19 protein-coding genes are annotated in these 23,570 nt (G+C 43.6%); 11 read left to right on the top strand and 8 right to left on the bottom strand.

The window, feature by feature from the left end; genetic code table 11:
* The first annotated feature begins 190 nt into the window (after positions 1–190).
* From RDN93_RS05635 to RDN93_RS05600, 8 genes are all read left to right on the top strand, one after another.
* A complete protein-coding gene (locus RDN93_RS05635; protein WP_308744589.1) occupies positions 191–3,184 on the top strand; it encodes a TonB-dependent receptor in 2,994 nt (997 codons plus the stop codon).
* A 26-nt stretch (positions 3,185–3,210) separates the two neighbouring features.
* Positions 3,211–4,824, top strand: a complete 1,614-nt coding sequence (locus tag RDN93_RS05630; RefSeq protein WP_308744588.1) for a RagB/SusD family nutrient uptake outer membrane protein — start codon at positions 3,211–3,213, stop codon at positions 4,822–4,824.
* A 101-nt stretch (positions 4,825–4,925) separates the two neighbouring features.
* Positions 4,926–5,945 (top strand): phenylalanine--tRNA ligase subunit alpha, encoded by a 1,020-nt coding sequence (gene pheS / locus RDN93_RS05625; protein WP_308744587.1) that lies wholly within the window; start codon positions 4,926–4,928, stop codon positions 5,943–5,945.
* A gap of 98 nt (positions 5,946–6,043) precedes the next feature.
* Positions 6,044–7,243, top strand: a complete 1,200-nt coding sequence (locus RDN93_RS05620) for an MFS transporter (protein ID WP_308744586.1) — start codon at positions 6,044–6,046, stop codon at positions 7,241–7,243.
* Complete coding sequence (gene nth / locus RDN93_RS05615; protein WP_308744585.1) at positions 7,240–7,917, top strand: endonuclease III; 678 nt, start codon at positions 7,240–7,242, stop codon at positions 7,915–7,917. The genes RDN93_RS05620 and nth overlap by 4 nt, the downstream gene beginning before the upstream one ends.
* Positions 7,918–8,009: 92 nt before the next feature.
* Entirely contained in the window at positions 8,010–9,269 is a 1,260-nt protein-coding gene (gene pgk, locus RDN93_RS05610) for a phosphoglycerate kinase (protein ID WP_308744584.1), read from the top strand.
* Between the two features lie 254 nt (positions 9,270–9,523).
* Entirely contained in the window at positions 9,524–10,708 is a 1,185-nt protein-coding gene (locus RDN93_RS05605) for a DUF418 domain-containing protein (RefSeq protein ID WP_308744583.1), read from the top strand.
* Positions 10,709–10,718: 10 nt separating this feature from the next.
* Positions 10,719–12,923 (top strand): tetratricopeptide repeat protein, encoded by a 2,205-nt coding sequence (locus RDN93_RS05600; protein ID WP_308744582.1) that lies wholly within the window; start codon positions 10,719–10,721, stop codon positions 12,921–12,923.
* 59 nt (positions 12,924–12,982) lie between these two features.
* Here RDN93_RS05600 and RDN93_RS05595 read toward each other — a convergent pair whose 3' ends face one another.
* The 5 genes from RDN93_RS05595 to RDN93_RS05575 all read right to left on the bottom strand — a co-directional run bounded on the left by RDN93_RS05595 (position 12,983) and on the right by RDN93_RS05575 (position 15,822).
* Positions 12,983–13,564 carry a Maf-like protein gene (locus RDN93_RS05595; RefSeq protein ID WP_308744581.1) on the bottom strand — a complete coding sequence of 194 codons (582 nt, stop codon included), beginning with the start codon at positions 13,562–13,564 and terminating at the stop codon, positions 12,983–12,985.
* A gap of 79 nt (positions 13,565–13,643) precedes the next feature.
* Complete coding sequence (locus tag RDN93_RS05590) at positions 13,644–14,165, bottom strand: HAD family hydrolase (RefSeq protein WP_044656069.1); 522 nt, start codon at positions 14,163–14,165, stop codon at positions 13,644–13,646.
* On the bottom strand, positions 14,146–14,940 hold the full coding sequence (locus RDN93_RS05585) for a DUF2520 domain-containing protein (RefSeq protein WP_308744596.1): 795 nt from the start codon (positions 14,938–14,940) through the stop codon (positions 14,146–14,148). Before RDN93_RS05585 ends, RDN93_RS05590 begins: the two co-directional genes overlap by 20 nt.
* 7 nt (positions 14,941–14,947) lie before the next feature.
* A complete protein-coding gene (locus RDN93_RS05580) occupies positions 14,948–15,283 on the bottom strand; it encodes a hypothetical protein (protein WP_308744580.1) in 336 nt (111 codons plus the stop codon).
* A gap of 2 nt (positions 15,284–15,285) precedes the next feature.
* Positions 15,286–15,822 (bottom strand): nitroreductase family protein, encoded by a 537-nt coding sequence (locus RDN93_RS05575; RefSeq protein ID WP_055221928.1) that lies wholly within the window; start codon positions 15,820–15,822, stop codon positions 15,286–15,288.
* A 101-nt stretch (positions 15,823–15,923) separates the two neighbouring features.
* Here RDN93_RS05575 and RDN93_RS05570 point away from each other — a divergent pair, with 101 nt between their 5' ends.
* Entirely contained in the window at positions 15,924–16,199 is a 276-nt protein-coding gene (locus RDN93_RS05570) for a hypothetical protein (protein WP_308744579.1), read from the top strand.
* Here the strand turns inward: RDN93_RS05570 and RDN93_RS05565 are convergent.
* The 3 genes from RDN93_RS05565 to RDN93_RS05555 form a co-directional block, all read right to left on the bottom strand.
* On the bottom strand, positions 16,134–16,676 hold the full coding sequence (locus tag RDN93_RS05565; RefSeq protein ID WP_308744578.1) for a carbonic anhydrase: 543 nt from the start codon (positions 16,674–16,676) through the stop codon (positions 16,134–16,136). The genes RDN93_RS05570 and RDN93_RS05565 overlap by 66 nt on opposite strands.
* A gap of 139 nt (positions 16,677–16,815) precedes the next feature.
* A complete protein-coding gene (locus tag RDN93_RS05560; RefSeq protein ID WP_308744577.1) occupies positions 16,816–18,615 on the bottom strand; it encodes a RagB/SusD family nutrient uptake outer membrane protein in 1,800 nt (599 codons plus the stop codon).
* A 12-nt stretch (positions 18,616–18,627) separates the two neighbouring features.
* Complete coding sequence (locus tag RDN93_RS05555) at positions 18,628–21,744, bottom strand: TonB-dependent receptor (protein ID WP_308744576.1); 3,117 nt, start codon at positions 21,742–21,744, stop codon at positions 18,628–18,630.
* Positions 21,745–21,982: 238 nt separating this feature from the next.
* Here RDN93_RS05555 and RDN93_RS05550 point away from each other — a divergent pair, with 238 nt between their 5' ends.
* Together RDN93_RS05550 and mce are read left to right on the top strand one after the other, a co-directional pair.
* On the top strand, positions 21,983–22,981 hold the full coding sequence (locus tag RDN93_RS05550) for a GNAT family N-acetyltransferase (RefSeq protein WP_308744575.1): 999 nt from the start codon (positions 21,983–21,985) through the stop codon (positions 22,979–22,981).
* 174 nt (positions 22,982–23,155) lie between these two features.
* Positions 23,156–23,560: a methylmalonyl-CoA epimerase gene (mce, locus tag RDN93_RS05545; RefSeq protein ID WP_308744574.1), complete on the top strand. Its 405-nt coding sequence runs from the start codon at positions 23,156–23,158 to the stop codon at positions 23,558–23,560.
* Positions 23,561–23,570: the final 10 nt, after the last annotated feature.

Genomic DNA, 23,570 nt, shown 5'->3' with positions numbered 1-23,570 from the left:
GAATTTTTACACAATTCCACAACAGGCCATTCTACAGTTCAAAGATGTTTACCTCGTTTCCATTTAATTATATATCACTAAAAATCAACAAGTTTCACTTCAAGCACATATTATATACTGTATTTTGGCATGCTACTTGTTAAATATTAACAGGATTCAACCCCTATAATAAATCTAAACTTAATCAAACATGAAAGTAATAAGGAAAGACGAATGGTTATTAAGTATTCTTTTTATGTTTCTTTTACCATCTCATCTATTTTCGCAGGCTACAAGTATGCCTGAAGCACAAGCAACGGAAATACAGGAAGTCCAGGGAGATGACGACAGAAAAATAAGAGGAATCATTTATGATGAACAAGGAGAAACAATCATCGGAGCCTCTGTATTAATAAAAGGTGAAGAGACTGGAACCACCAGTGATATGGACGGTAAGTTTACTTTGGAAGCCCCACTAGGAGCGACCCTTGTTATTTCTTACATCGGATACCATCCGCAGGAAATAAAAGTGAGAAAAAGAACAACTCTCAATATCATACTGAAAGAAGACAATCAGTTACTTGACGAAGTGGTGGTAGTAGGATACGGAACAGTTAAGAAAAGCGACTTGACAGGTTCCGTTTCGGGCGTATCGACCAGGCAGTTCAAGAACCAGCCGGTGAAACGGGTGGAAAATATACTCCAAGGCCGTACCCCCGGTGTGGAAGTCACCGCAACAAGCGGTGTGCCGGGAGCGGGTATGAAGGTGCGTGTACGGGGTACTACTTCTATCAATAAAAGCAGCGACCCTTTGTATGTGATAGACGGAATCATCTCTTCCAGCGGTCTGGACGGCATCAACCCCTCCGATATCCAGTCAATGGAAGTGCTGAAAGACGCTTCTTCCACCGCCATTTACGGTTCGCGGGGTTCAAACGGTGTCATATTAATCACCACCAAAGGCGGCACCGAGGGAAAAGCCAGCATTACGTTCGATGCTTCCGTAGGTCTTTCCACCGTAAGAAAACAATATGACTTACTGAACGCATACGAGTATGCAACGGCACTGAACGATATCCGCGGTTCGTCCACCATCCCGGCCGGAGACCTCGAAGCTTACAAGAACGGGACGAAAGGAATCAACTGGACTGACCTTATCACCCACACCGGTGTCACGCAGGATTACCGGCTAAGCATATCGGGCGGAAATGCCAAAGTGAAATATCTTGTTTCCGGAAATGTATTGGATCAGGAAGCCGTCACCATCGAAACGGACTACAAACGTTACGGTATCCGGGCAAACATCGACGCAGACGTAAAACCGTGGCTGACAATATCGGCGAAGATGAACGCCAGCAGTCTGCACAAGCACAACGATGGCGCCAACTGGCTTCATATCACCAATTTCTCACCTACAATGGAAATGAAAGACCCGGAAACCGGCGTATACAACAGAGACCCGTACAACATCGCCAACGGTTCGAACCCATATGGAGAGTTGATGGTGAATTACAGCGACAGTTACAGCTATAACCTCAATGCAAACCTGACCCTTTTATTTAAAATCATGAAAGGTCTTACCCTCTCAGTGCAGGGCGGTTATGATTACGACCACAGTCCTTCATATTCTTTCAAGTCGAAACTGGAAGCACCGGGCGCAATCAACAGCATGAGCAATACGAGCAATACGCACAATTACTGGCAAAACACCAACAACCTGACTTGGCAAAGACAATTCGGCGACCATAGCGTCACAGCAATGGCCGTATGGGAAATAAGCCGTTCATGGGATACGGGCTTGCAGGCTACCGGCTCCAATCTGAATAACGAGAGTGTAGGATACTGGAATATCGCCAACGCAGCCATAAGGAACGCGAGCAACTCGTACACCGAAGCATCCCTGGCTTCAGGCATCATACGTGCCAACTACGACTACAAGAAGCGGTATTTCATCACTGCCGCATTGAGAGCCGACGGTTCTTCCAAATTCCAGGGAAGCAACAAATGGGGCTATTTCCCATCCGCAGCAGTAGCCTGGGACATAGCAAAAGAGGGATTTATGAGCGACCAGCACGTACTGGAACAACTAAAGCTAAGAGGCAGTTTCGGTGTCACCGGTAATCAGGACATTGCCGCTTACAGCACATTAGGAATGCTGTCGAGCGCAGCTTATGGCTGGGGAACCTCTACCGCTTTCACCGGATATTGGGGCAACCAGTTCCCGACACCCGGCATCACTTGGGAAAAGACTTATCAGTATGACCTCGGTATAGACCTGAGTCTGGGCGGTTTCAACATTACATTCGACTGGTTCAAGAAAATGACCAAAGACCTGCTCTTCCAAAAACAAGTGCCCAAGTACAACGGCGGCGGCACTTATTGGGTGAACCAAGGCGAATTGAACAATACGGGAATTGAATTTTCCGTCAACACCTTCCCGGTGAAAGGAACCGTAACCTGGGAAACAAGCTTCAATGCCGCTTATGTAAAGAATGAAGTAACCGACCTTGCCGGCAGCGATTTCGTCCTGACAGCCAATTATAGTGACTTGGGCGGCGCGATGCAAATCATGAAACCCGGCTATCCGATGGGTTCTTTCTACGTATATCAATGGAAAGGGTTCGATGACAAAGGCGCCAACCTCTATCAGAAAGCGGACGGCAGCCTGACCACCAACCCTACTTCCGTAGATTTGGTAATCAAAGGACAGGCAAGCCCGAAATGGACACTGGGATGGAACAATACAATCAGTTGGAAAAACTGGACTGTCAATGTTTTCTTCAATGCCGCTACCGGATACAACCGTCTGAACATCAGCCGTTACACGGCAGCATCCATGACAGGCAACTCACGTTTCGTCACCCTGCGGGACGCTTACTTCAAAGGTTGGGATCACGTAAGCAACAAGGCGGAAGCAACCTATCCAAGCCTTACCAACACCGACAGCAAGAATTACGCCAACTCGGACTTCTGGCTGGAAGACGCTTCTTTCGTCAAATTGAAGAACATCAGCATTTCATACCGTATCCCGAGACGGGTTGCCAAGTTTGCGAGTATACAATTGTCCGTCAGCGCGCAGGATCTCTTTACAATCACCCGCTACAAGGGAATGGATCCCGAAGTTTATACCAGCTACGACGGTCTGGATTACGGTGCCTACCCTATCCCCCGGACAATTACTTTCGGTGCTAAAATCAGATTTTAACCATTGAACCAATAAAAAAGAACAAGATGAAAACAGCATATAAATATATCAGAAGGACATTGCCATTCGTTTTCGCAGGCTTATGCCTGGCATCGTGCAACGACTTCCTGACAGAAGACCCTAAAGGGCAATTGACCTCAGAAAATTTCTTCAGCAACAAAGAAGACCTCGATGCTTCACTGACTGCATTATACTCCGTGATAGCAAGTTCGCAAGCCAGCAACAACCTTTGCGGCACAAACTTTCTGGTCGGCGATGATATTTCCACCCACCCTTCCAGCAACAAGCAACCGCTTAGGGAACATGACCAGTTTGATGTAAAGGATAACAATTCATGGCTGTCCAGCATGTGGGAACAGCGTTTCAAAGTTATCAAGGCAGCCAACTTTATCATAAACAATGCCGGACGCACTCCCGACGTGTCGGATGAAGAAATCAAGGCAGCCATCGGACAAGCACATTACTGGAGAGCGTATTCTTATTTCTACCTGGTGACAACTTGGGGAAAAGTGCCCATCATGCTGGAAGAGGAAATCAATTACAACGCTCCGCTGAAAACGGAAGAGGAAGTATATGAACTAATCGTGTCCGACTTGAAAATTGCAGAAACCGACTGCCCCATAAAGTACACCAAAGAGCCTTATGCGAGAAACGGATTCAATATCGCCGTAAGCCGGGGAGCCGTGAAAGCAACGATGGCTTATGTTTATATGTGCATGGCGGGATGGCCGCTCAACAAGGGTACGGAATATTATGAACTGGCCGCCGGCAAAGCAAAAGAAGTTATTGACGGCACCGAGGATGGCACTTATGACTATAAACTGCTGGACGAATACAGCAAAGTATATTCATGGGAATACAATAATAAAAATACGGAACTCCTGCTAGGTATCTATTACAACAGGGATCAGACTAACCAGTCAGCCCCCTTGACCGACTTTCTGCAAGACATGAAACAAGGCGGATGGGGTGACACAAACGGGGAAATCAAGTTTTGGAAGGAGTTTCCGGAAGGGCCGCGCAAAGACGCCACTTATTTCCCAAAAATCATGTTGAATGACGGTGAGCTGCATGACTGGTGGTACGATACCGATCCCCCCTCCCGCGAAGTAGTCGCGCCCGTTTTCATGAAGACTGTGGAAGGAGCCGTACGCGGGACGGAATTTGATTATAAGAATCCCGGACTGGTCAATGCTGCAGGCGAAAAGACATTCCAGTTGATACGTCTTTCGCAGGTATATTGCTGGTATGCCGAAGCAACAGGACGATCGGGACAGACCAACGCCAAAGCTGTTGAAGTATTAAATAAGGTACGTAACAGAGCTGATGGTAAAGAATCCGATATTTATAAAGAAACGATGAGTCCCGAGGAACTAGCGGAAGCAGCCTACAACGAACACGGTTGGGAAATGGCCGGATATTACTGGGGCGGCGTTGCAAGCCGGGCAAGAGATATGTTCAGAATGTACCGGTACAAAGACCATTTTGAATATCGCAAGGAAAACCCGGCAATCGAAGTGGTTGAAGGTTCCAAGATTTTCAGAAAAGAAATAGTACCCGTTACGGGCACGTGGGATGACAGCAAGATGTATGTTCCCTATCCCTACGAGGATGCCATCCTAAATCCGAACCTAAAGTAAACTGCTCTACAAAAACGTCTATATAGATTTCACCAACTGAAATAAATATTATATCTTTGCAAGGTTTTTACCAAGAAACTGAATAACAATATATCAAGAATATGATAGCTAAGATTGAACAACTTCTGAAAGAGGTGGAAGCCTTGCACGCCTCCAATGCCGAAGAACTCGAAGCTCTCCGCATCAAATACCTTAGCAAGAAGGGAGCCATTAACGACTTAATGGCGGATTTCCGTAACGTAGCCGCCGAACAGAAAAAGGAAGTCGGCATGAGACTGAACGAGCTGAAAAACAAGGCGCAGGATAAAATCAACGCGCTGAAAGAGCAGTTTGAAAGTCAGGACAACGGTTGCGACGGACTGGATTTGACGCGTTCGGCTTATCCCGTGGAACTGGGTACACGCCACCCGCTTACAATTGTAAAGAACGAAGTCATTGATATTTTCGCCCGTCTGGGATTCAGCATCGCTGAAGGTCCTGAAATTGAAGATGACTGGCATGTATTCTCGGCACTGAACTTTGCCGAAGACCATCCGGCACGCGACATGCAGGATACTTTCTTTATCGAAGCTCACCCGGACGTAGTTTTGCGTACGCATACTTCTTCCGTACAAAGCCGCGTGATGGAAGTTTCACAACCACCTATCCGCATCATCTGCCCGGGACGTGTATATCGTAACGAAGCTATCAGCTACCGTGCACACTGTTTCTTCCATCAGGTAGAAGCGTTGTACGTAGACAAGAATGTATCATTCACGGATTTGAAACAGGTATTGTTGCTTTTCGCCAAGGAAATGTTCGGCGCGGATACGAAGATACGTTTGCGTCCTTCCTACTTCCCGTTCACCGAGCCCAGCGCCGAAATGGATATCAGTTGTAATATCTGCGGCGGTAAAGGTTGTCCGTTCTGCAAACACACCGGCTGGGTGGAAATCCTCGGTTGCGGTATGGTAGACCCGAACGTGCTCGACGCCAACGGTATCGACAGCAAGGTGTACAGCGGTTATGCTCTCGGTATGGGTATCGAGCGTATCACGAACTTGAAATATCAGGTGAAAGACCTCCGTATGTTCTCTGAAAACGATACACGCTTCCTGAAAGAATTCGAAGCGGCATATTAAATAAAAGTGAATAGTGGTTAGTGATTAACGATTAGCCGGCTGCGCAATACAACCGCAGGCATTAATCACTAATCACTATTCCGTTAATCACTAACTACATGGCAAAGGATAGACTCATTACTTCCAGTTATTGTTTCATCTTGGCAGCCAACTTCCTGCTCTACTTCGGCTTTTGGTTGTTGATTCCTGTTTTGCCGTTCTATTTATCCGAATTTTTTAAGGCCGGAAACTCAACTATCGGTATCGTGCTTTCCTGCTATACGGTAGCGGCACTCTGCATCCGTCCTTTTTCCGGTTATCTGCTCGATACTTTTGCCCGCAAGCCTCTCTATCTTTTCGCTTACTTCATTTTTATGATGATGTTCGGGGGATATCTTATTGCCGGTTCGCTCACCCTATTTATTATATTCCGAATCATTCACGGTGTCTCTTTCGGGATGGTCACGGTAGGTGGAAATACAGTGGTAATCGACATTATGCCTTCTTCACGCAGAGGGGAAGGATTAGGTTATTACGGGCTTACAAACAATACGGCGATGTCCATCGGGCCGATGTTCGGATTATTCCTGCATGATGCAGGAGTTTCCTTTGCAACGATATTCTGCTATGCGTTCGGTTCTTGTATCTTAGGTTTTCTATGTGCAAGTCTGATAAAAACGCCTTATAAGCCCCCTGTGAAAAGGGAACCGATTTCACTCGACCGCTTTATCCTGCTGAAAGGGATGCCGGCGGGACTTAGCTTGCTGCTTCTTTCCATTCCTTACGGCATGACAACCAATTATGTGGCGATGTATGCCCATGAGATAGGTATCCATGCACAAACGGGATTCTTCTTTACTTTTATGGCGGTCGGCATGGCTATCTCACGGATATTCTCTGGCAAGCTGGTAGACAGGGGGAAAATAACGCAGGTGATAGCTGCCGGATTGTATCTGGTTGTGTTCAGCTTTTTCCTGCTTTCGGGCTGCGTGTATCTGATTAAGTGGAATGATACCGTATGCACGGTTTTGTTTTTCGGCATCGCATTGCTGATGGGCGTTGGGTTCGGAATTATGTTTCCGGCATTCAATACGTTGTTCGTGAATCTCGCCCCTAACAATCAACGGGGTACGGCGACTTCTACCTATCTTACTTCCTGGGACGTGGGAATCGGTATCGGGATGCTGACCGGAGGGTATATCGCAGAAATCAGCACATTTGACAAAGCTTATCTTTTCGGAGCCTGCCTGACGGTGGTTTCCGCTATCTATTTCAAGATCAAAGTAACGCCTCATTACCATAAAAACAAACTACGATGAGAAAGAAAGAACGTTATGAGAAAGTAATCGCCTGGTTTCAGGAAAATGTGCCTGTGGCCGAAACAGAATTACATTACAACAATCCGTATGAATTATTGATTGCCGTAATCCTTTCCGCACAATGTACAGACAAGCGGGTGAATATGATCACCCCGCCCCTGTACAGAGATTTTCCGACTTCGGAAGCATTGGCTGCCACTACTCCGGAAGTAGTTTTTGAATATATACGGAGTGTGTCTTATCCGAATAATAAGGCGAAACATCTGGTCGGCATGGCAAAGATGCTGGTCAATGACTTCAATAGCCAGGTGCCGGACAATATGGACGACTTGATAAAACTGCCCGGTGTGGGAAGAAAGACGGCGAATGTCATTCAGTCCGTGGTGTTCAACAAGGCGGCAATGGCGGTTGATACACATGTGTTTCGCGTCAGCCACCGTATCGGGCTGGTGCCGGACAGTTGTACGACTCCGTTCAGTGTAGAAAAGGAACTGATGAAGAATATCCCGGAAAAACTTGTACCGATCGCTCATCACTGGCTCATCCTGCACGGTCGTTATATTTGCCAGGCACGCACTCCGAAATGTGACACCTGTGGTTTGCAAATGATGTGCAAATATTTCTGTAACACGTATAAAGTTACAAAAGAGGCATCAAAAGGCAAGAATAAATAACGATTTAATAGCAGGGAACCGAAATAAATAGTAACTTTGCGGTCGTTCTAAAAGAAGAATTTTAAAACACTTTTAAATAAAAATAGAGTATTATGCAGACAATTGACAAATTCAATTTTGCCGGTAAAAAGGCATTTGTTCGCGTGGACTTCAATGTACCCCTGGACGAAAACTTCAACATTACAGATGACACTCGTATGCGTGCAGCTCTTCCTACTTTGAAGAAGATCCTGGCAGACGGCGGTAGCATCATCATTGGCTCTCACCTGGGCCGTCCGAAAGGCGTTGCCGATAAATTCTCCTTGAAGCATATCATCAAGCACCTGTCTGAATTACTGGGCGTTGAAGTTCAGTTTGCTAATGACTGCATGGGTGAAGAAGCTGCTGTAAAGGCTGCTGCTCTGCAACCGGGCGAAGTGCTGTTGCTCGAAAATCTTCGCTTCTACGCTGAAGAAGAAGGCAAGCCAAGAGGTCTGGCTGAAGACGCAACTGACGAAGAAAAAGCTGCTGCTAAGAAAGCTGTAAAAGAAAGCCAGAAAGAATTCACCAAGAAATTGGCTTCTTACGCTGACTGCTACGTTAACGACGCATTCGGTACTGCTCACCGTGCTCATGCCTCCACAGCATTGATCGCTAAATATTTCGACGTAAACAACAAGATGTTCGGTTACTTGATGGAGAAAGAAGTGAAAGCTGTTGATAAAGTATTGAACGACATCAAACGTCCGTTCACTGCTATCATGGGTGGCTCTAAAGTTTCTTCCAAAATCGAAATCATCGAAAACCTGTTGAACAAGGTAGACAACCTGATTATCGCAGGCGGTATGACTTATACATTTACTAAAGCAATGGGCGGTAAGATCGGTATCTCTATCTGCGAGGACGACAAGCTTGACCTGGCTTTGGACTTAATCAAGAAAGCGAAAGAAAAAGGCGTTAACCTTGTCTTGGCTGTCGACGCTAAAATCGCTGATGCTTTCTCTAACGAAGCAAATACTAAATTCTGTCCGGTTGACGAAATTCCTGACGGATGGGAAGGTCTTGACATCGGTCCTAAGACTGAAGAAATATTCGCTAACGTTATCAAAGAATCAAAGACGATCCTTTGGAACGGCCCTACAGGCGTATTCGAATTTGAAAACTTCACTCACGGTTCACGTGCAGTAGGAGAAGCTATCGTTGAAGCAACCAAGAACGGTGCATTCTCACTCGTTGGTGGCGGCGACTCTGTAGCTTGTGTCAACAAGTTCGGCCTGGCTAGCGGCGTATCTTATGTTTCAACTGGTGGCGGCGCATTGCTTGAAGCAATCGAAGGAAAAGTTCTTCCGGGTATCGCTGCTATTCAAGAATAAGAAAGTTTATAGCTAATTTTTACAATAGTGAAATAAAAGGGCAATTCTTTGTGAAAAGAGTTGCCCTTGTTTGATAAGTATCAACCATAATCAAATACAACCACTTACCCCGAATAAAGCTGTCGATTTCAAACAGAATAACTACATTGCAGGCGTGTAATACAGTTTTTATTCCAAGCACCGCTTAAATCAGAGGTAATACCGGAGATAAGATAATTAGAATACAAACCAATTAATAACAGAAACTAAAAATCATGGAACACAAAATCGCCGAACCAAACGCCCGAGTTGACGTTGCCGACGTATTAAGGGGATTAGCAGTAATGGGAATTATCCTCTTGCACAGTATCGAACATTTCAATTTCTACTCTTTTCCGAAAGAGGTTCCTTTTGAATGGATGAACTTCACCGACCAAGCCATCTGGAGAGGATTATTCTTCGCATTCAGCAATAAAGCGTATGCGGTATTCGCCCTGCTTTTCGGTTTTAGCTTCTATATCCAAGACAATAACCAGCAGCGGAGAGGAAAGGATTTCCGCCTGCGGTTCTTATGGAGATTATTCATTCTGTTTATTATCGGACAGTTCAACGCGGCTTTCTTCACCGGAGAGATATTGACGATGTATGCCATTCTTGGAATTATCCTGCCGATATTCTGCCGGATGAGCGACCGTACTGTCCTCATCTTCGCCACCTTGCTTATTCTTCAGCCCATCGACTGGGTGAAACTGATTTATGCTGTATGCAATCCTGACTATGTGGCAGGAGAAAGCCTTGCACGTTATTATTTCGGCATCGCGTTCGATGTGCAGAAGAACGGGACATTCCTCGAAACGGTTCGTATGAATATGTGGGAAGGGCAGCTAGCCAATATGACTTGGGCGCTGGAACACGGACGCATCCTGCAAACACCGGGATTATTTCTGTTCGGTATGCTTGTAGGGCGCCGCCAATATTTCCTGTACAGCGAAAAGAACGAACGCTTATGGCTGAAGGCACTGGCTTTCTCCCTTCTCTGCTTCTTCCCTATCTACGGAATCAACAATATGTTGCCGGAGTTTATAGAACGAAGTGCCATACTTGTACCGTTGCAGCTTATCCTAAGTTCATTCAGCAACCTCAGCTTTATGGTATTGCTGGTGACGGGATTATTGCTGACTTTCTATCACGTGAAAGACCGTAGTTTCTTCATGCGTTTCACAACTTATGGAAAAATGAGCTTAACTAACTATCTCGGACAATCAATTTTCGGTTCGCTTTTGTTCTATCATTGGGGATTCGAACTGGGACGGTATTTAGGAATTACATACAGTTTCCTTTTTGGCATCCTTTTTGTTCTATTACAAATGGTATTCTGTTCGTGGTGGCTCCGCCATCATAAACACGGCCCTTTTGAGGGTCTTTGGAAACGCCTGACCTGGATTGGAAAAAATAAATAATTAAATCACAATGAACGAAAAAACGATTAATGAACAATACGCATATATACGTACCTTACTTGAAGATAAAAGGCTCAAGGAAGCCTTGATGCAACTGGAATCCTTGTTGTGGCAGTGCCCCGACTGGGATTTACGTACCCGCCTGGAGCAATTGCAGACCTCATACAAGTACATGCTGGACTATATGAGACAAGGCGCAAACGACCCGGAACGGTGGAATCTGTTTCAGAAAATGGTGGCGGACACATGGGGTATCGCCGACCAATCGCGGCTGCTCATGTTGGATAACGCTTCATCAAGATATTACCATGAGGTGCGCCGCACTCCCGTATCACCGGAATTGTCGGGCTACGGTATTAAAACAATACTTCATATATTGGAGTCATTTAATGACGACTTGGCAGTCAGCGGATTACTATCTGACGAAAAGATGGATGAAGTTCTGAAACGACATGAAGATACACTCAAATTTATGTTCATAAGAACATGGACAAACAGTTCATGGACTACACAGGACGAAGAAGAAGCACAAGCCATGCTGGCATCGGAATTACTTCCGGGGGACGATTTATGCCTGTTCGTCAGTGCTGTCACATTGAGTTTGATGGACTGTTTCGATATGCGGAAAATCATGTGGCTGCTCGACGCATACCGCCATCCGAATGTCAACGTCAGCCAGCGGGCATTAGTAGGTGCGATGATTATTTTCCACATTTACAGAAACCGGCTCACTTTCTATCCGGAACTTATCAAGCGGGTGGATCTCATGGAAGAAATCCCTTCCTTCATCGATGACGTCGCACGTATCTATCGCCAGATGCTACTGTGTCAGGAGACGGAGAAAATCGACAAGAAGATGCGGGAAGAGATTATTCCCGAAATGCTGAAGAATGTTTCTTCGATGAAGAATATGAGGTTCGGCTTTGAGGAAAATGACGAAGAGAATGATGACAAGAACCCGGATTGGGAAGATGCTTTCGAAAAGTCGGGACTGGGAGATAAATTGCGTGAAATGAACGAGCTCCAGTTGGAAGGAGCCGATGTATATATGAGCACGTTTGCCGCTTTGAAGAATTATCCGTTCTTCCGCGAAGTGCAGAACTGGTTTTATCCGTTCAGCAAGCAGCAGTCTAATGTACTTAAATCACTGAAACAAACGGGAAACCAGGGAAGCAGCTTACTGGATTTGATTCTCCAGTCGGGATTTTTCAGCAATAGTGACAAATATTCGTTGTTCTTTACCATCCACCAGTTGCCACAGATGCAGCAGGATATGATGTTGAGCCAACTCAACGAACAGCAGGTGGCTGAATTGGCAGAAAAATCGAACGCCGAGACAATGAAGCGGTTCAATGAACGTCCGGGGACAGTCAGCAACCAGTATCTGCATGACCTTTACCGTTTCTTCAAGCTCAGTGTACGCCGCAAGGAGTTCAGGGATATTTTTAAAGAGAAGCTCGATCTCCATCATGTTCCCGCACTCGACAATATATTGTCTTGGGAAGATGTTTTATTCCCTATTGCCGATTTCTATTTGTCAAAGGAACGTTGGGATGAGGCTATCGAGATTTTTGAGGAGTTGGAGGCTATCGGTGAGTTTGAAGAAGACTGTGCGGAGTATTATCAGAAATTCGGATATGCGCTACAGAAAAGAAAGAAATACGCAGAAGCTATCCAAGCCTATCTGAAGGCTGATACATTGAAGCCGGATAATATCTGGAACAATCGCCACCTGGCTATTTGCTATCGGTTAAACAGAAATTACCAAGCGGCTCTCACCTATTATAAAAAGGTGGAAGAGATTGCACCGGAAGATGTGAATGTTACTTTCCACATCGGTAGCTGTCTGGCTGAAATGGGACAATATGAGGAAGCGCTGAATTATTTCTTCAAACTGGATTTCATCGAAAACAACTGTGTAAAAGCATGGCGTGGCATCGGATGGTGTTCATTCATCAGCCAAAAATACGAACAAGCGATGAAGTATTACGAGAAAATCATCGAACAGAAGCCATTGGCTATCGACTATATGAACGCCGGACACGTTGCCTGGGTGATGGGAGATATCCAGAAAGCGGCTGTTTTCTACGGAAAGGCGATTACAGCCAGCGGAAACCGGGAACGGTTCCTTGAAATGTTCCATAAAGATGAGGAATCTCTCCTCAAACAGGGTGTTCGAGAAGAGGATATCCCTTTGATGCTGGATTTAATCTAGTTTTCCGCCTTTCCTGAGATACAGGATTTCTTCCTGAGGTTCAGGATTCAACTTATTAACTATAATTTCTTTAGCTCCCCGTACAGTTTTTGTATGGGGAGTCCCATTATATTGTAGAAGCTGCCGGAAATAGATTTTACTCCGATATAACCAATCCATTCCTGAACGCCATAAGCGCCTGCCTTATCCATAGGCTGGTAACGGTCAACATAATATTGGATTTCATCTTCGGACAAGACATCGAACTGTACATCGGAAGAGGCGGTAAAGCTCTTTTGCCATTCGGTAGTGGTCAGGCAAACACCCGTGAAGACCTGATGGGATTTTCCCGAAAGCGTACGAAGCATCTCAACAGCCCCTTCCCTACCTTCCGGCTTACCCAGGACTTTCCCGTCCAACCAGACGATGGTATCCGCCGTCACCAACAATTCGCCCGGTTGCATCATGGCACGATAGGCGTCAGCTTTTTCACGGGCGATAAATTCCGGTATCTCCGCACCTGCCAAGGTATCGGGATAGGACTCATCTACATCAGGTAATGTCCTGACTATATAATCTACTCCCAAGCCCGACATCAGCTCTTTTCTACGAGGTGAATTGGAGGCCAGTATGATCTGATATTTCTTTAGATTATCAAGCATTGTTTCATTTACGATTGGATAATTTACTATTCATGATTGGAAATACTGTTTGTTGATACCAATCATATCATTAATTTTATCACCAGCCAAAGGCGTCTTGTGCCATCCACAAGCCATGAGCTTTCAAGACTTGCTCCACAACATCACGCCCACAGCCACAGCCACCGTCTGCATAAGAGATGTACTTCGCAACGGATTTCACTTCCGGCACGGCATCCTTCGGACAGCAGGGAAGCCCACATTCCCGCATCACTTCAATATCGGGTACGTCATCTCCCATATATAATATTTCATCGTCAGCCAATCCGTATTTGTCACGGAAGGCACGATAATCGTGTATCTTCACCGCAGAGCCCATATATAAGTCCTTCACTCCCAAGCCTTCAAAACGGATGCGTACCGCCTCTGTCCGCCCACCGGTGATGATGGCAATATGAAGCCCTTTTTTCACAGCCAGTTGGATAGCATATCCGTCCTTGATATTCACAGTACGCATCGGCTCACCTGAAGGATGCAGCGGAACTGTGGTTGAACTCAATACTCCGTCTACATCAAAAGCTAATGCCTTGATACGGGATAAATCATAATTGATGGTGCTCATGGATACTTTTACTCATTAGTTTATATATTTCCTGTAATGCCGGAGAGTCCGCCAACATCGCAAGATGATTGCTTATCACATTTTCATCATAACGTACAGCCGGCCCGGTTTGTGCATCACGAGGTGCCAGTTCGTGTACTTTACGCGCCGTTTCATCAATCAGCGGAAGCATGACATCGAAAGGCAGGTTATATTTCTCAAGCAATTCCGCTGCCAGCGCATACATATGATTAGTGAAGTTACAGATGAAAACAGCAGCCAGGTGAAGGCTCTTACGCTGTTCGGAAGTGGCTTCATAAACATTCTCCGAAAGAGTGGCGGCGATAGCTTTCAGAAGTTCCGCATCTTCCGGCCTTATGGCTTCAATAAAGAAGGGTATCTCTTGAAATTTGACTTCACGCTGTTTGCTGAATGTCTGCATCGGATAGAACACTCCGTAGCGCTCCGTATATCCTTCCCAAATACTCATCGGGATACTTCCTGCCGTGTGTACCAACAAGGCGTTCGGTTTGCCCTCCGTTATCTGGGGCAATAGCTCTACAAAAGCAGCATCTTTCAAGGATACGATATACAATCTGGCTTCTTTCGAGATTTCCTGTAAGTCGGTGGTATATTCTGCTTCCACCTGTCCGGCTAAGGCACGGGCGGATTCTTCAGTCCGGCTATATATCTGCACTATGCGGAAGCCTTTATGGTAGAGTGCTTTTGCCAGGTTGGTGGCCAGGTTTCCCGCACCGATAAACACAATCGGGGTGTCTTCTATACTTCTGTTCATCATCTCTTTACCGTTTTGCAATCCAAAATAGAATAATTCCGACTACAAGCAAGGTCAACGGCAGTAAATACCCTGACAATGAACCCAATAACGACATCACCAGACCGATATTCATCACCAGCCAAAGCCCCAGCAATACGAAGCCGATGGATTTATCACGCTTGAAAATAAGGAAGCAAATAGAAGCATATAGCAGCATGTTATCCTTATTCATCACCCAGGGTAAGCCGACGGAAGAAAAATGAATCAGTTTATCTATCAAATAAAGTGCTCCGATTACCATAAAGGTAACGGCAGTAGCCATATAGGTATCTTTACTGTTATTTGCTTTGGCAGCTCCCATTGTTATTTTCCTCCGAATTTATTGATATGAATTTTCTCCCACTGAAGATGTTCCTCATTGAAAGGTTTGCGTTCCATCCCTTTATGTCCGATAGCAATGACGGAAAGTATCTGAAGCTGTAAAGGAATATCCAGTATTCCATGGACAAATTCGTCAGAAGGCATTCCGGTAGCAGTAAAACGCTCACGTACCTGCACCCAGCAACTACCCAAGCCAAGGTCTTCGGCCTGCAACTGTATCATAATGGAAGCGATAGAAGCATCTTCGATCCACACATCACTCGCCAACGGATCGGCCATTACGACAATTGCCAAAGCGGCATCGGCAATAAAGGAAGAAGCCTGTTCTTTACAATGAGACAACTCTTTCAACATTTCTTTATCATCAACTACCACAAATTGCCAACTGTTACTGCGTTTGGAAGAGGGGGACATCAAGGCTGCTTTCATCAATGCAACAACTTCGTCCTGCGTCAGTTCTTCATCAGTAAACTTGCGCATACTGCGACGGTTCTTTATCAATTCACTGAAATTTTCCATATTATTTCCGGTTTCATTTGATTAATGTATGCAAAGATAAAGCAAACCAAGCGTAATAAGAAATAAAATAGTATCTTTGCACTGACAAATAATATCATGGTATGAAAAAGCGAATTACGCAGGACGATTACATTAAAGCGAATCGTAAAGCAAGCCGGGAGGCTGAAATTGAAATGTACGGACACCCTATTTGTCACAAACGGGTGCACCAGTCAAAGAAAGTATATAACCGCAAAAAGATAAAGGCAGCCAACAAAGAGCTGCCTTATTTTTTGTCCTTTTTTAAACGGATTACCTATAATATAAACGAATTATACTATTCTCGTCAACTCTCCGGTAGTGGAATCAATAATAAAACCGTAAACCTTCACGTCTGACGGAATCAGAGGATGGCGCACAATAAAATTAACTGTTCCTCGCACCGACTTCTCCGTATCTTCAAAGCCATCGAGCCACGAATGGAAATCGACTCCGCAGAAACGCATCATGTCTATATAATCCGGATTGATGCCCCGCGCCTTCATTTTCTCAAGCATTTCTTCGCTGTGCATATGACAGGCTCCACAATCGGAATGTGCAATCACCATAATTTCCTCTACACCCAGTTCAAAAATAGCAACGAGCAGACTACGAATCACACTACCAAAGGGATGGGAAATAACCCCACCCGCATTTTTTATCATTTTTACATCTCCATTCTTGATACCTAATGCGGCAGGCAACAACGCTGTCAGCCGTGTATCCATACAGGAAAGAATAGCAATTTTCTTATCGGGATACTTGTTTGTAATATACGCTTCATATCCCTTGTTCTCAACGAACCTTTTGTTGTAAGCAAGTATTTCTTCTAACATAACTTTTTGTTTTATTTGATATGTAACCATACAAAGATAAAGAAAAAACAAGAAAGAGGGACATATCATCGCGATATATCCCTCCTCCATAAATTAAAAATTAATCTTCATCTGTTTTTTTAACTTACAAAAGAGCTTCTTAATAATTCGGATTCTGATAATTCACGCCATTCTCTATCACATCCGTAAATGACTGCGGAATAGGGCGCACGGTATGAGTATTGTCCTGAAAATACTGACCGATATCCGGATTGGTTTGTTTCAGGTATTCCGATGACAATTTACCGGTTCTCTTCAAATCGAACCATCGGGTACTTTCACCCGCCAACTCTCTTGCCCGTTCGTCTAAAATATACTGAATATTCACTGTACCATTATATGTAGAGGCACCAGCCCGGCTACGTACCTTGTTTATATATTTATTCGCATTAGTTCCGCCTGTCAGATAAAAATCAGCTTCAGCAGCTAACAAATAAATTTCGGCCATACGCATCGTTATAATTGAAGCATTGCTCCCATAACGCCCCTTACTCCAGTTAGATACTGTAACGTTTGTCGTATTAAACTTGGATAAGGAAGGATAGAAATAATAAAATGGATTCAAAACACTTTTACCGTCGTTCTGACGAGTATAGTTCATTTTCACCCTTCCATTATCATCATATAAATCTTCAATGTCCACAATCATATAAGGAGCACTCAGTTTCTGAGCCTTCAAAGTCTCATAACCGGCTTCTTCCGGACGAATTATACGGATAGCGTCATCGCCTGCTTTCAAAGACGTAGCAGTTGTTATGTTATTGGTCCTGTCCATTTCCGTAATTTTATCTTCAGACCAAGTGAAGTTTTTATTAGCTACCCATGCGGTCTTGAAAGAAGCGAAATAACGGGGGTCAAGTGTATTATCAGCCTCTACATACAAGTCCAATAAATATTTGGAAGGCATAAATTCACCTTCGGGATTACCTCCCCACTGTTTAATTCCATCTTCTGTCTTTTCAATAGCAGGAAAATAATAAGTATTACAGTAAAATTCCATCCAATTCAAGTTGTTCTGCCACTTGTTGACACTACCATACTGGCTACTACAAGCAATGGAAAACATCGACTCCTTATTATTCTGATTGTTAGCATCAGCAAATACTTCTTCATAAGAAGAATACATATAAGTATCCAGGTTTGCCCCACCGGCTTCACAATCACGAATCAACTCGTCTGCCAAATTCTTGGCTGCCTGCAAATAATCAGAGCAACCATATTCTTTAGTTGTCAGATAAGCTTTCACCAAATAGGCTTTAGCGGATTTTCGTAAGGCACGCCCCTCTTCTTCCGGACGGGATACAGGCAGATAGGTGGCAGCAAATTCCAGATCAGGAATGATACAATTCTTATAAACCTCCAAAGGCTCAACCCTGCCCGGAGCCATGTTTACACTTTCAGCTTTACCGGTAACAAGAGTAACCCCACCAAATGTTTCTACCAGATTATAGTAATATAAAGCTCTTAAAAAGTGCGCTTCTGCAATAGTAGCATTTTTCACTTCTACCGATTCCCAGTCAATAACTTTATCAGCTTGTGCAAGTGCCAAATTGCAGGAACCAATCCCATCATATCCGGAATTCCAGATACTTTGAGCCATATTCAAGTTCATTGCTCCTCCTTCCGCATATTTAAAGTAATTAGCATTCGTGTTCGAATTTTGTTTAGCCGTCCACAAATCAGTACCTGCTTCTGCTAGTTGAATATAAATCTGCTTGCCATTAAAACTACGCTGCAATCCGAAGTAACAATTGTTTATTGCCAACTGAAAGCCATTTTGAGTTGTCATCAATGATTCAATATCCGAACCTCCCGGATTGTATTCGTCCAGAGAACAGGATACTCCTCCAAGAATCCAGACTGTAGCTAACAATACATTATATATTTTTCTATTTTTCATAACTCTCACTAATTAAAATGTTACATTTACACCAAATACAAATCTCTTGGTCAACGGGAAATTCGATGCACCGTTACGCTCCGGATCCAAGTCTCTCATCAACTCTTCTTTAGCGAAAATAAACGGATCGTAAGCTGTAGCATATACACGAAGTTTTTCCATATGAATCTTAGCCAAGCACTTTTTGGGAAGAGAATATCCCAAAGTGATATTTTTCACTTTGACATATGAACCATCCATATAAGCTAAAGAGGAGAAGCCGACATAATTACTTTTTTGTTCATGAAGACCCGGACGAGGTAAATAAGCTCCCTGGTTTTCGGGTGTCCAGTAGTCAATTCCTGTCGGTGAATTATCCCAGCTTGTGGTCGGGTTATAACGAGTGATAACATCATTGTTAACCATAAATCCCCAACGAGCCATGATAAAGAAACTCAAGTCAAAATCACGATAGGTGAAGTTATTCTGAAAACCGAGAATCCAGTCCGGTGTCTTCTTACCCAAGATAAAATAGTCTGTTTTATTACTGTACGTATGAATACCTTTATCATTGAACGAGCCATCTGTAGCTAGTTTGATATCACCAGGTTTACAGTTATACCGGGCGGCTTCATCTGCCTCTGCTGTCGACCAGATTCCCAAATTTTTATAGTCATAGAAGACACTGATTGCTTCTCCTTCAAATAGTTTTTCGTCTTTCACGTCTCCGTCCGGCAAAGAAACAATCTTTTCCTTATTGGCAGTAAAGGTTATATTGGAAGACCATGTGAAATTCTTCTTTACTATATTCTGAGTATTTAACGAGATTTCGACACCTTTATTATTTGTCTCACCAAGGTTCTGCCATGCTTTTAACGGTGAGCCCCAGCCCGATACTCCTGAAGTGATCGGCATCGTACGTGCATACAACAAATCTTTCGTATCTGTATTGTACCAGTCGAGAGTCAGATTAACTCTTCCATTAAACAATCCTAAATCAATACCAATGTTTGTATTGTAAGACTTTTCCCAGCCTACATCAGGATTACCATACGTTCCTCCAAACTGAATATGACCGACTCCGCTATTCCCGAAACCGACCCCGGTCGTATAGGTGTAACTTCCTGTAGTAGAAGAATAAGCGGCATCTTTACGGCCGGAATTTCCAGTTACACCATAGCCTGCACGAAACTTAAAATTAGACAGCCAGTTCTGTGTTTTCTCCATAAAAGCTTCGTCACTAATACGCCACGCAATAGCCGCAGCCGGAAAAGAGTCCCATTTATGTCCGACAGCTAAATGAGAAACCCCATCCCAACGATTAGAGAAAGTAAACAAATACTTACCTTGATAATTATAGTTGAAACGAAATGCATAAGACATTGATTGTGTCTGTGAGAAACTTGATCTTACTACTACTTTTTCCGTACCAGCTCCCAGATTGTGAAATGATTGCGAAGCAAGTTCCTGTCCCTGTGCATGACTCTCATTTGCTTCATCCTGTTTTTTTGACCAGGAAGTGATCCCTGTGATACCAAAATTATGATCTTTGGCCAATGTAAAATTGTAAGTCAGTACATTCTCCCATCTATAAGCATAAGAAGAGCTGTTATATATCTCAGCAAGAGGCGCCTGATAACCGGAAGTTATATTAGCAATCGATTTCTTTCCATAGAAAACCCCATTGCGGGCATTATTCAATGTAGTTCCAAGTACCGATTTGAAAGACAATCCTTTCAATGGAGTCAATTCCAGATAAGCATTACCGGCAAAATACGTGCTACGTGTATTGTTTACATATTGATTTTTGGCTTCATCAGCCATCGGATTCACCTTTCCCCCATCTTTACAATATTCATAGTTTATGTTACCTTCGGCATCATAAACATCACCTAATGGCAGGAAAGTCAATGCATTCACAAACACACCTTGGTTACGCGAATTACTATCGGTATACGTCAGATTGGTATTGAAACCGATTTTTGCCCAAGAGAAAATTGATTGATCCAAATTCAGACGCATACTGTAACGTTTACGATCATCGTTTTTAATCAGCCCTTCTTCATTATTATAATTCAAAGAAGCAAAAATCTTTGTCTTTTCCGTCCCTCCTGTCACTGATAGGTTATAGTTTTGCTGAACACCATTTTTCCCCATTACTTCGTCTACCCAGTCAATCCATTTACCGGCCTCATAAGCTTCAAGTACCCCTGGTTTATCAAAGATTGTAGACATAAATTCCGGATATTCTTCGTTATTTTTTGTCCGCCAAGCTTCTTTCTTTAAATTAACATATTCATCGCCAACCATTCCATGAGGAAATTTGGCAAAGCCACTGATTCCGACGTAGGCATCAAAGTTAACCGTAGCTTTTCCCGTTTTACCCTGTTTGGTGGTAATAATTACAACACCATTGGCTCCTGCCGATCCATAAATAGCTGTTGAAGAAGCATCTTTCAAGACTTCAATAGATTCAATATCCGCCGGATTCACTTGATTATAACTACCTTGAATTCCGTCGATAATAAACAAGGGAGTATTAGAACCATAAATAGAACGAGTACCACGCAATTGAATATCAACATCCGCACCTGCCTTTCCTGAAGATTTCATAATATCCAGACCTGCGACTTTCCCCTGTAATGCTTCCATCGGATTATTAACCGGGCTCATCGTAATTTCGCCACTTTTAACGGAAGTCACCGCACCCGTCAAATCGCGCTTCTTCACCATACCATAACCTATCACCACTACTTCATCCAAAGCCTGAGTATCCGCCACCATTTTCACATTGACCGGCGTACTGCCAGTTACAGTTACCGTCTGTTCCTTGTACCCGATATAAGAGATAACCAGCTCTTTCTTTCCCGCCGGGAGATCAATTGAGAAGTGACCGTCAAAATCTGTAATCGTACCCGTACTTGTACCTTTCACAACAATGGAAACACCAATCAGCGGTTCACCATTTTCATCAATAATAGTTCCTTTTACAGTTTTCGTTTGTGTGATAACTTGCACCATAGCATTAGAGGCTCCATCTCCTGCATAAACAGAAAAAGATAGAGGGGCACACAATAAGGATAGCCCTAAAATCATGGAAGTACGGCTACAATGTGTCTTCCACGCTTCAACAAATGCATAATCTTTCATTCGTTCTAATTTAAAGTTAATATTAATTATCCTTGTTTTACAAAAAAACAATTGATTATAATCAATTAAAAGACGTTTATGATTCCAATAAGTACTCACCATTAATATCTTATTTTTCTTTTTCAATACATTTCTCAATTCAAAATGTAAAGCTAGAATACCTATAAATTCAAGTATTCCCAACAAAATCTCCATTTTATTGTTGCATGAAGAATAAAAAGTGTAAATTTGTACCTAGATGCCACTTAAACTAACAACATATTATAAAGGAAAGGATATTCCCGATTTATCGGGAAAGAATACATTCCACTCCAAAGAGCTGTTTCTTATTTATGAAGCGACTCCGGGGTATACACCTTTATTAATAGTAGCGACAGAAGACGGCAAACCGATGGCACGTTTACTTGCTGCTATCCGTAAAGCAAAGAAGTGGCTTCCCTCTTCGTTGGTCAAGCACTGCGTAGTATATAGCGAAGGCGAAGCTTTGGACGAAACTCTTTCCACTAATAAGGAAAAAGCGGAAGAAGTTTTCGGTGAAATGCTCGAACATCTCACTCAGGAAGCATCACGAACTTGCTTTCTTATTGAATTCCGCAATCTAAACAATTCCATGTTCGGTTACAAATTCTTCCGGAGTAATGATTATTTTCCGGTCAACTGGTTACGGGTGCGTAATTCACTGCACAGTATGAAAAAGACTGAAGACCGGTTCAGTCCGTCACGTATCCGACAGATAAAAAAAGGAATTAATAACGGAGCAAGAGTAGAAGAAGCACATACCGTAGAAGAAATACGCGACTTTTCACGAATGTTACACAAAGTATATTCTTCCCGCATACGCAGATACTTTCCTGCCAATGATTTCTTCCGGCATATGAACAGTATGTTAATCAAAGGGAAACAGGCAAAAATATTCATTGTCAAATATAAGGAGAAGATTATCGGCGGTTCGGTTTGCATTTATTCCGGCGAAGACGCTTTCCTCTGGTTCTCGGGTGGGATGCGAAAAACATACGCATTGCAATATCCCGGTGTGCTCGCTGTTTGGAAAGCGCTGGAAGACGCTCACGAACGTGGATTCCGGCATATGGAGTTTATGGACGTAGGGCTTCCGTTCCGCAAACACGGTTACCGTGATTTCGTACTTCGCTTCGGTGGAAAGCAGAGCAGCACGCGCCGTTGGTTTCGCGTCAGTTGGAATTGGTTAAACAAACTTCTAGTCAAATTTTATGTCTAAATGTAATCTCAAGATTACAAAACGACTTCCTGTGTTCCTTTCCTGCCATTTTTTATGCTTTATAACGCAACAATTAAATGCAGAAATATTTCTTTATTAGGTAAGAAATGCCTTTCTTTGTGCTGTTTTATGCCGTATAAGCACATAATTAAAACCAAATAAAAAAGTATAGTTATGAAGATTTCACACATTGAACATCTGGGCATTGCTGTAAAAAGCATTGAAGAAGCCCTTCCTTACTACGAAAATGTATTAGGTCTGAAGTGTTACAACATTGAAACAGTGGAAGATCAAAAAGTAAGAACCGCTTTCTTAAAAGTAGGCGAAACAAAAATCGAACTGTTGGAGCCGACTTGCCCTGAGAGTACCATTGCAAAGTTTATTGAAAACAAAGGTGCGGGTGTTCACCACGTTGCATTTGCTGTAGAAGACGGTGTAGCCAATGCTTTGGCGGAAGCGGAAAACAAGGAAATCCGTCTTATCGACAAAGCTCCGCGCAAGGGTGCAGAAGGTTTGAACATCGCTTTCCTTCACCCGAAATCAACTCTGGGTGTGCTGACAGAACTCTGCGAACATTAATCATAAACTC

Origin of the sequence: uncultured Bacteroides sp., from assembly GCF_902491285.1 — a bacterium.
GTDB lineage: Bacteria > Bacteroidota > Bacteroidia > Bacteroidales > Bacteroidaceae > Bacteroides.
Note: the sequence above shows the minus strand (reverse complement) of the source record. Positions and strands in the feature narration are given on the sequence as shown.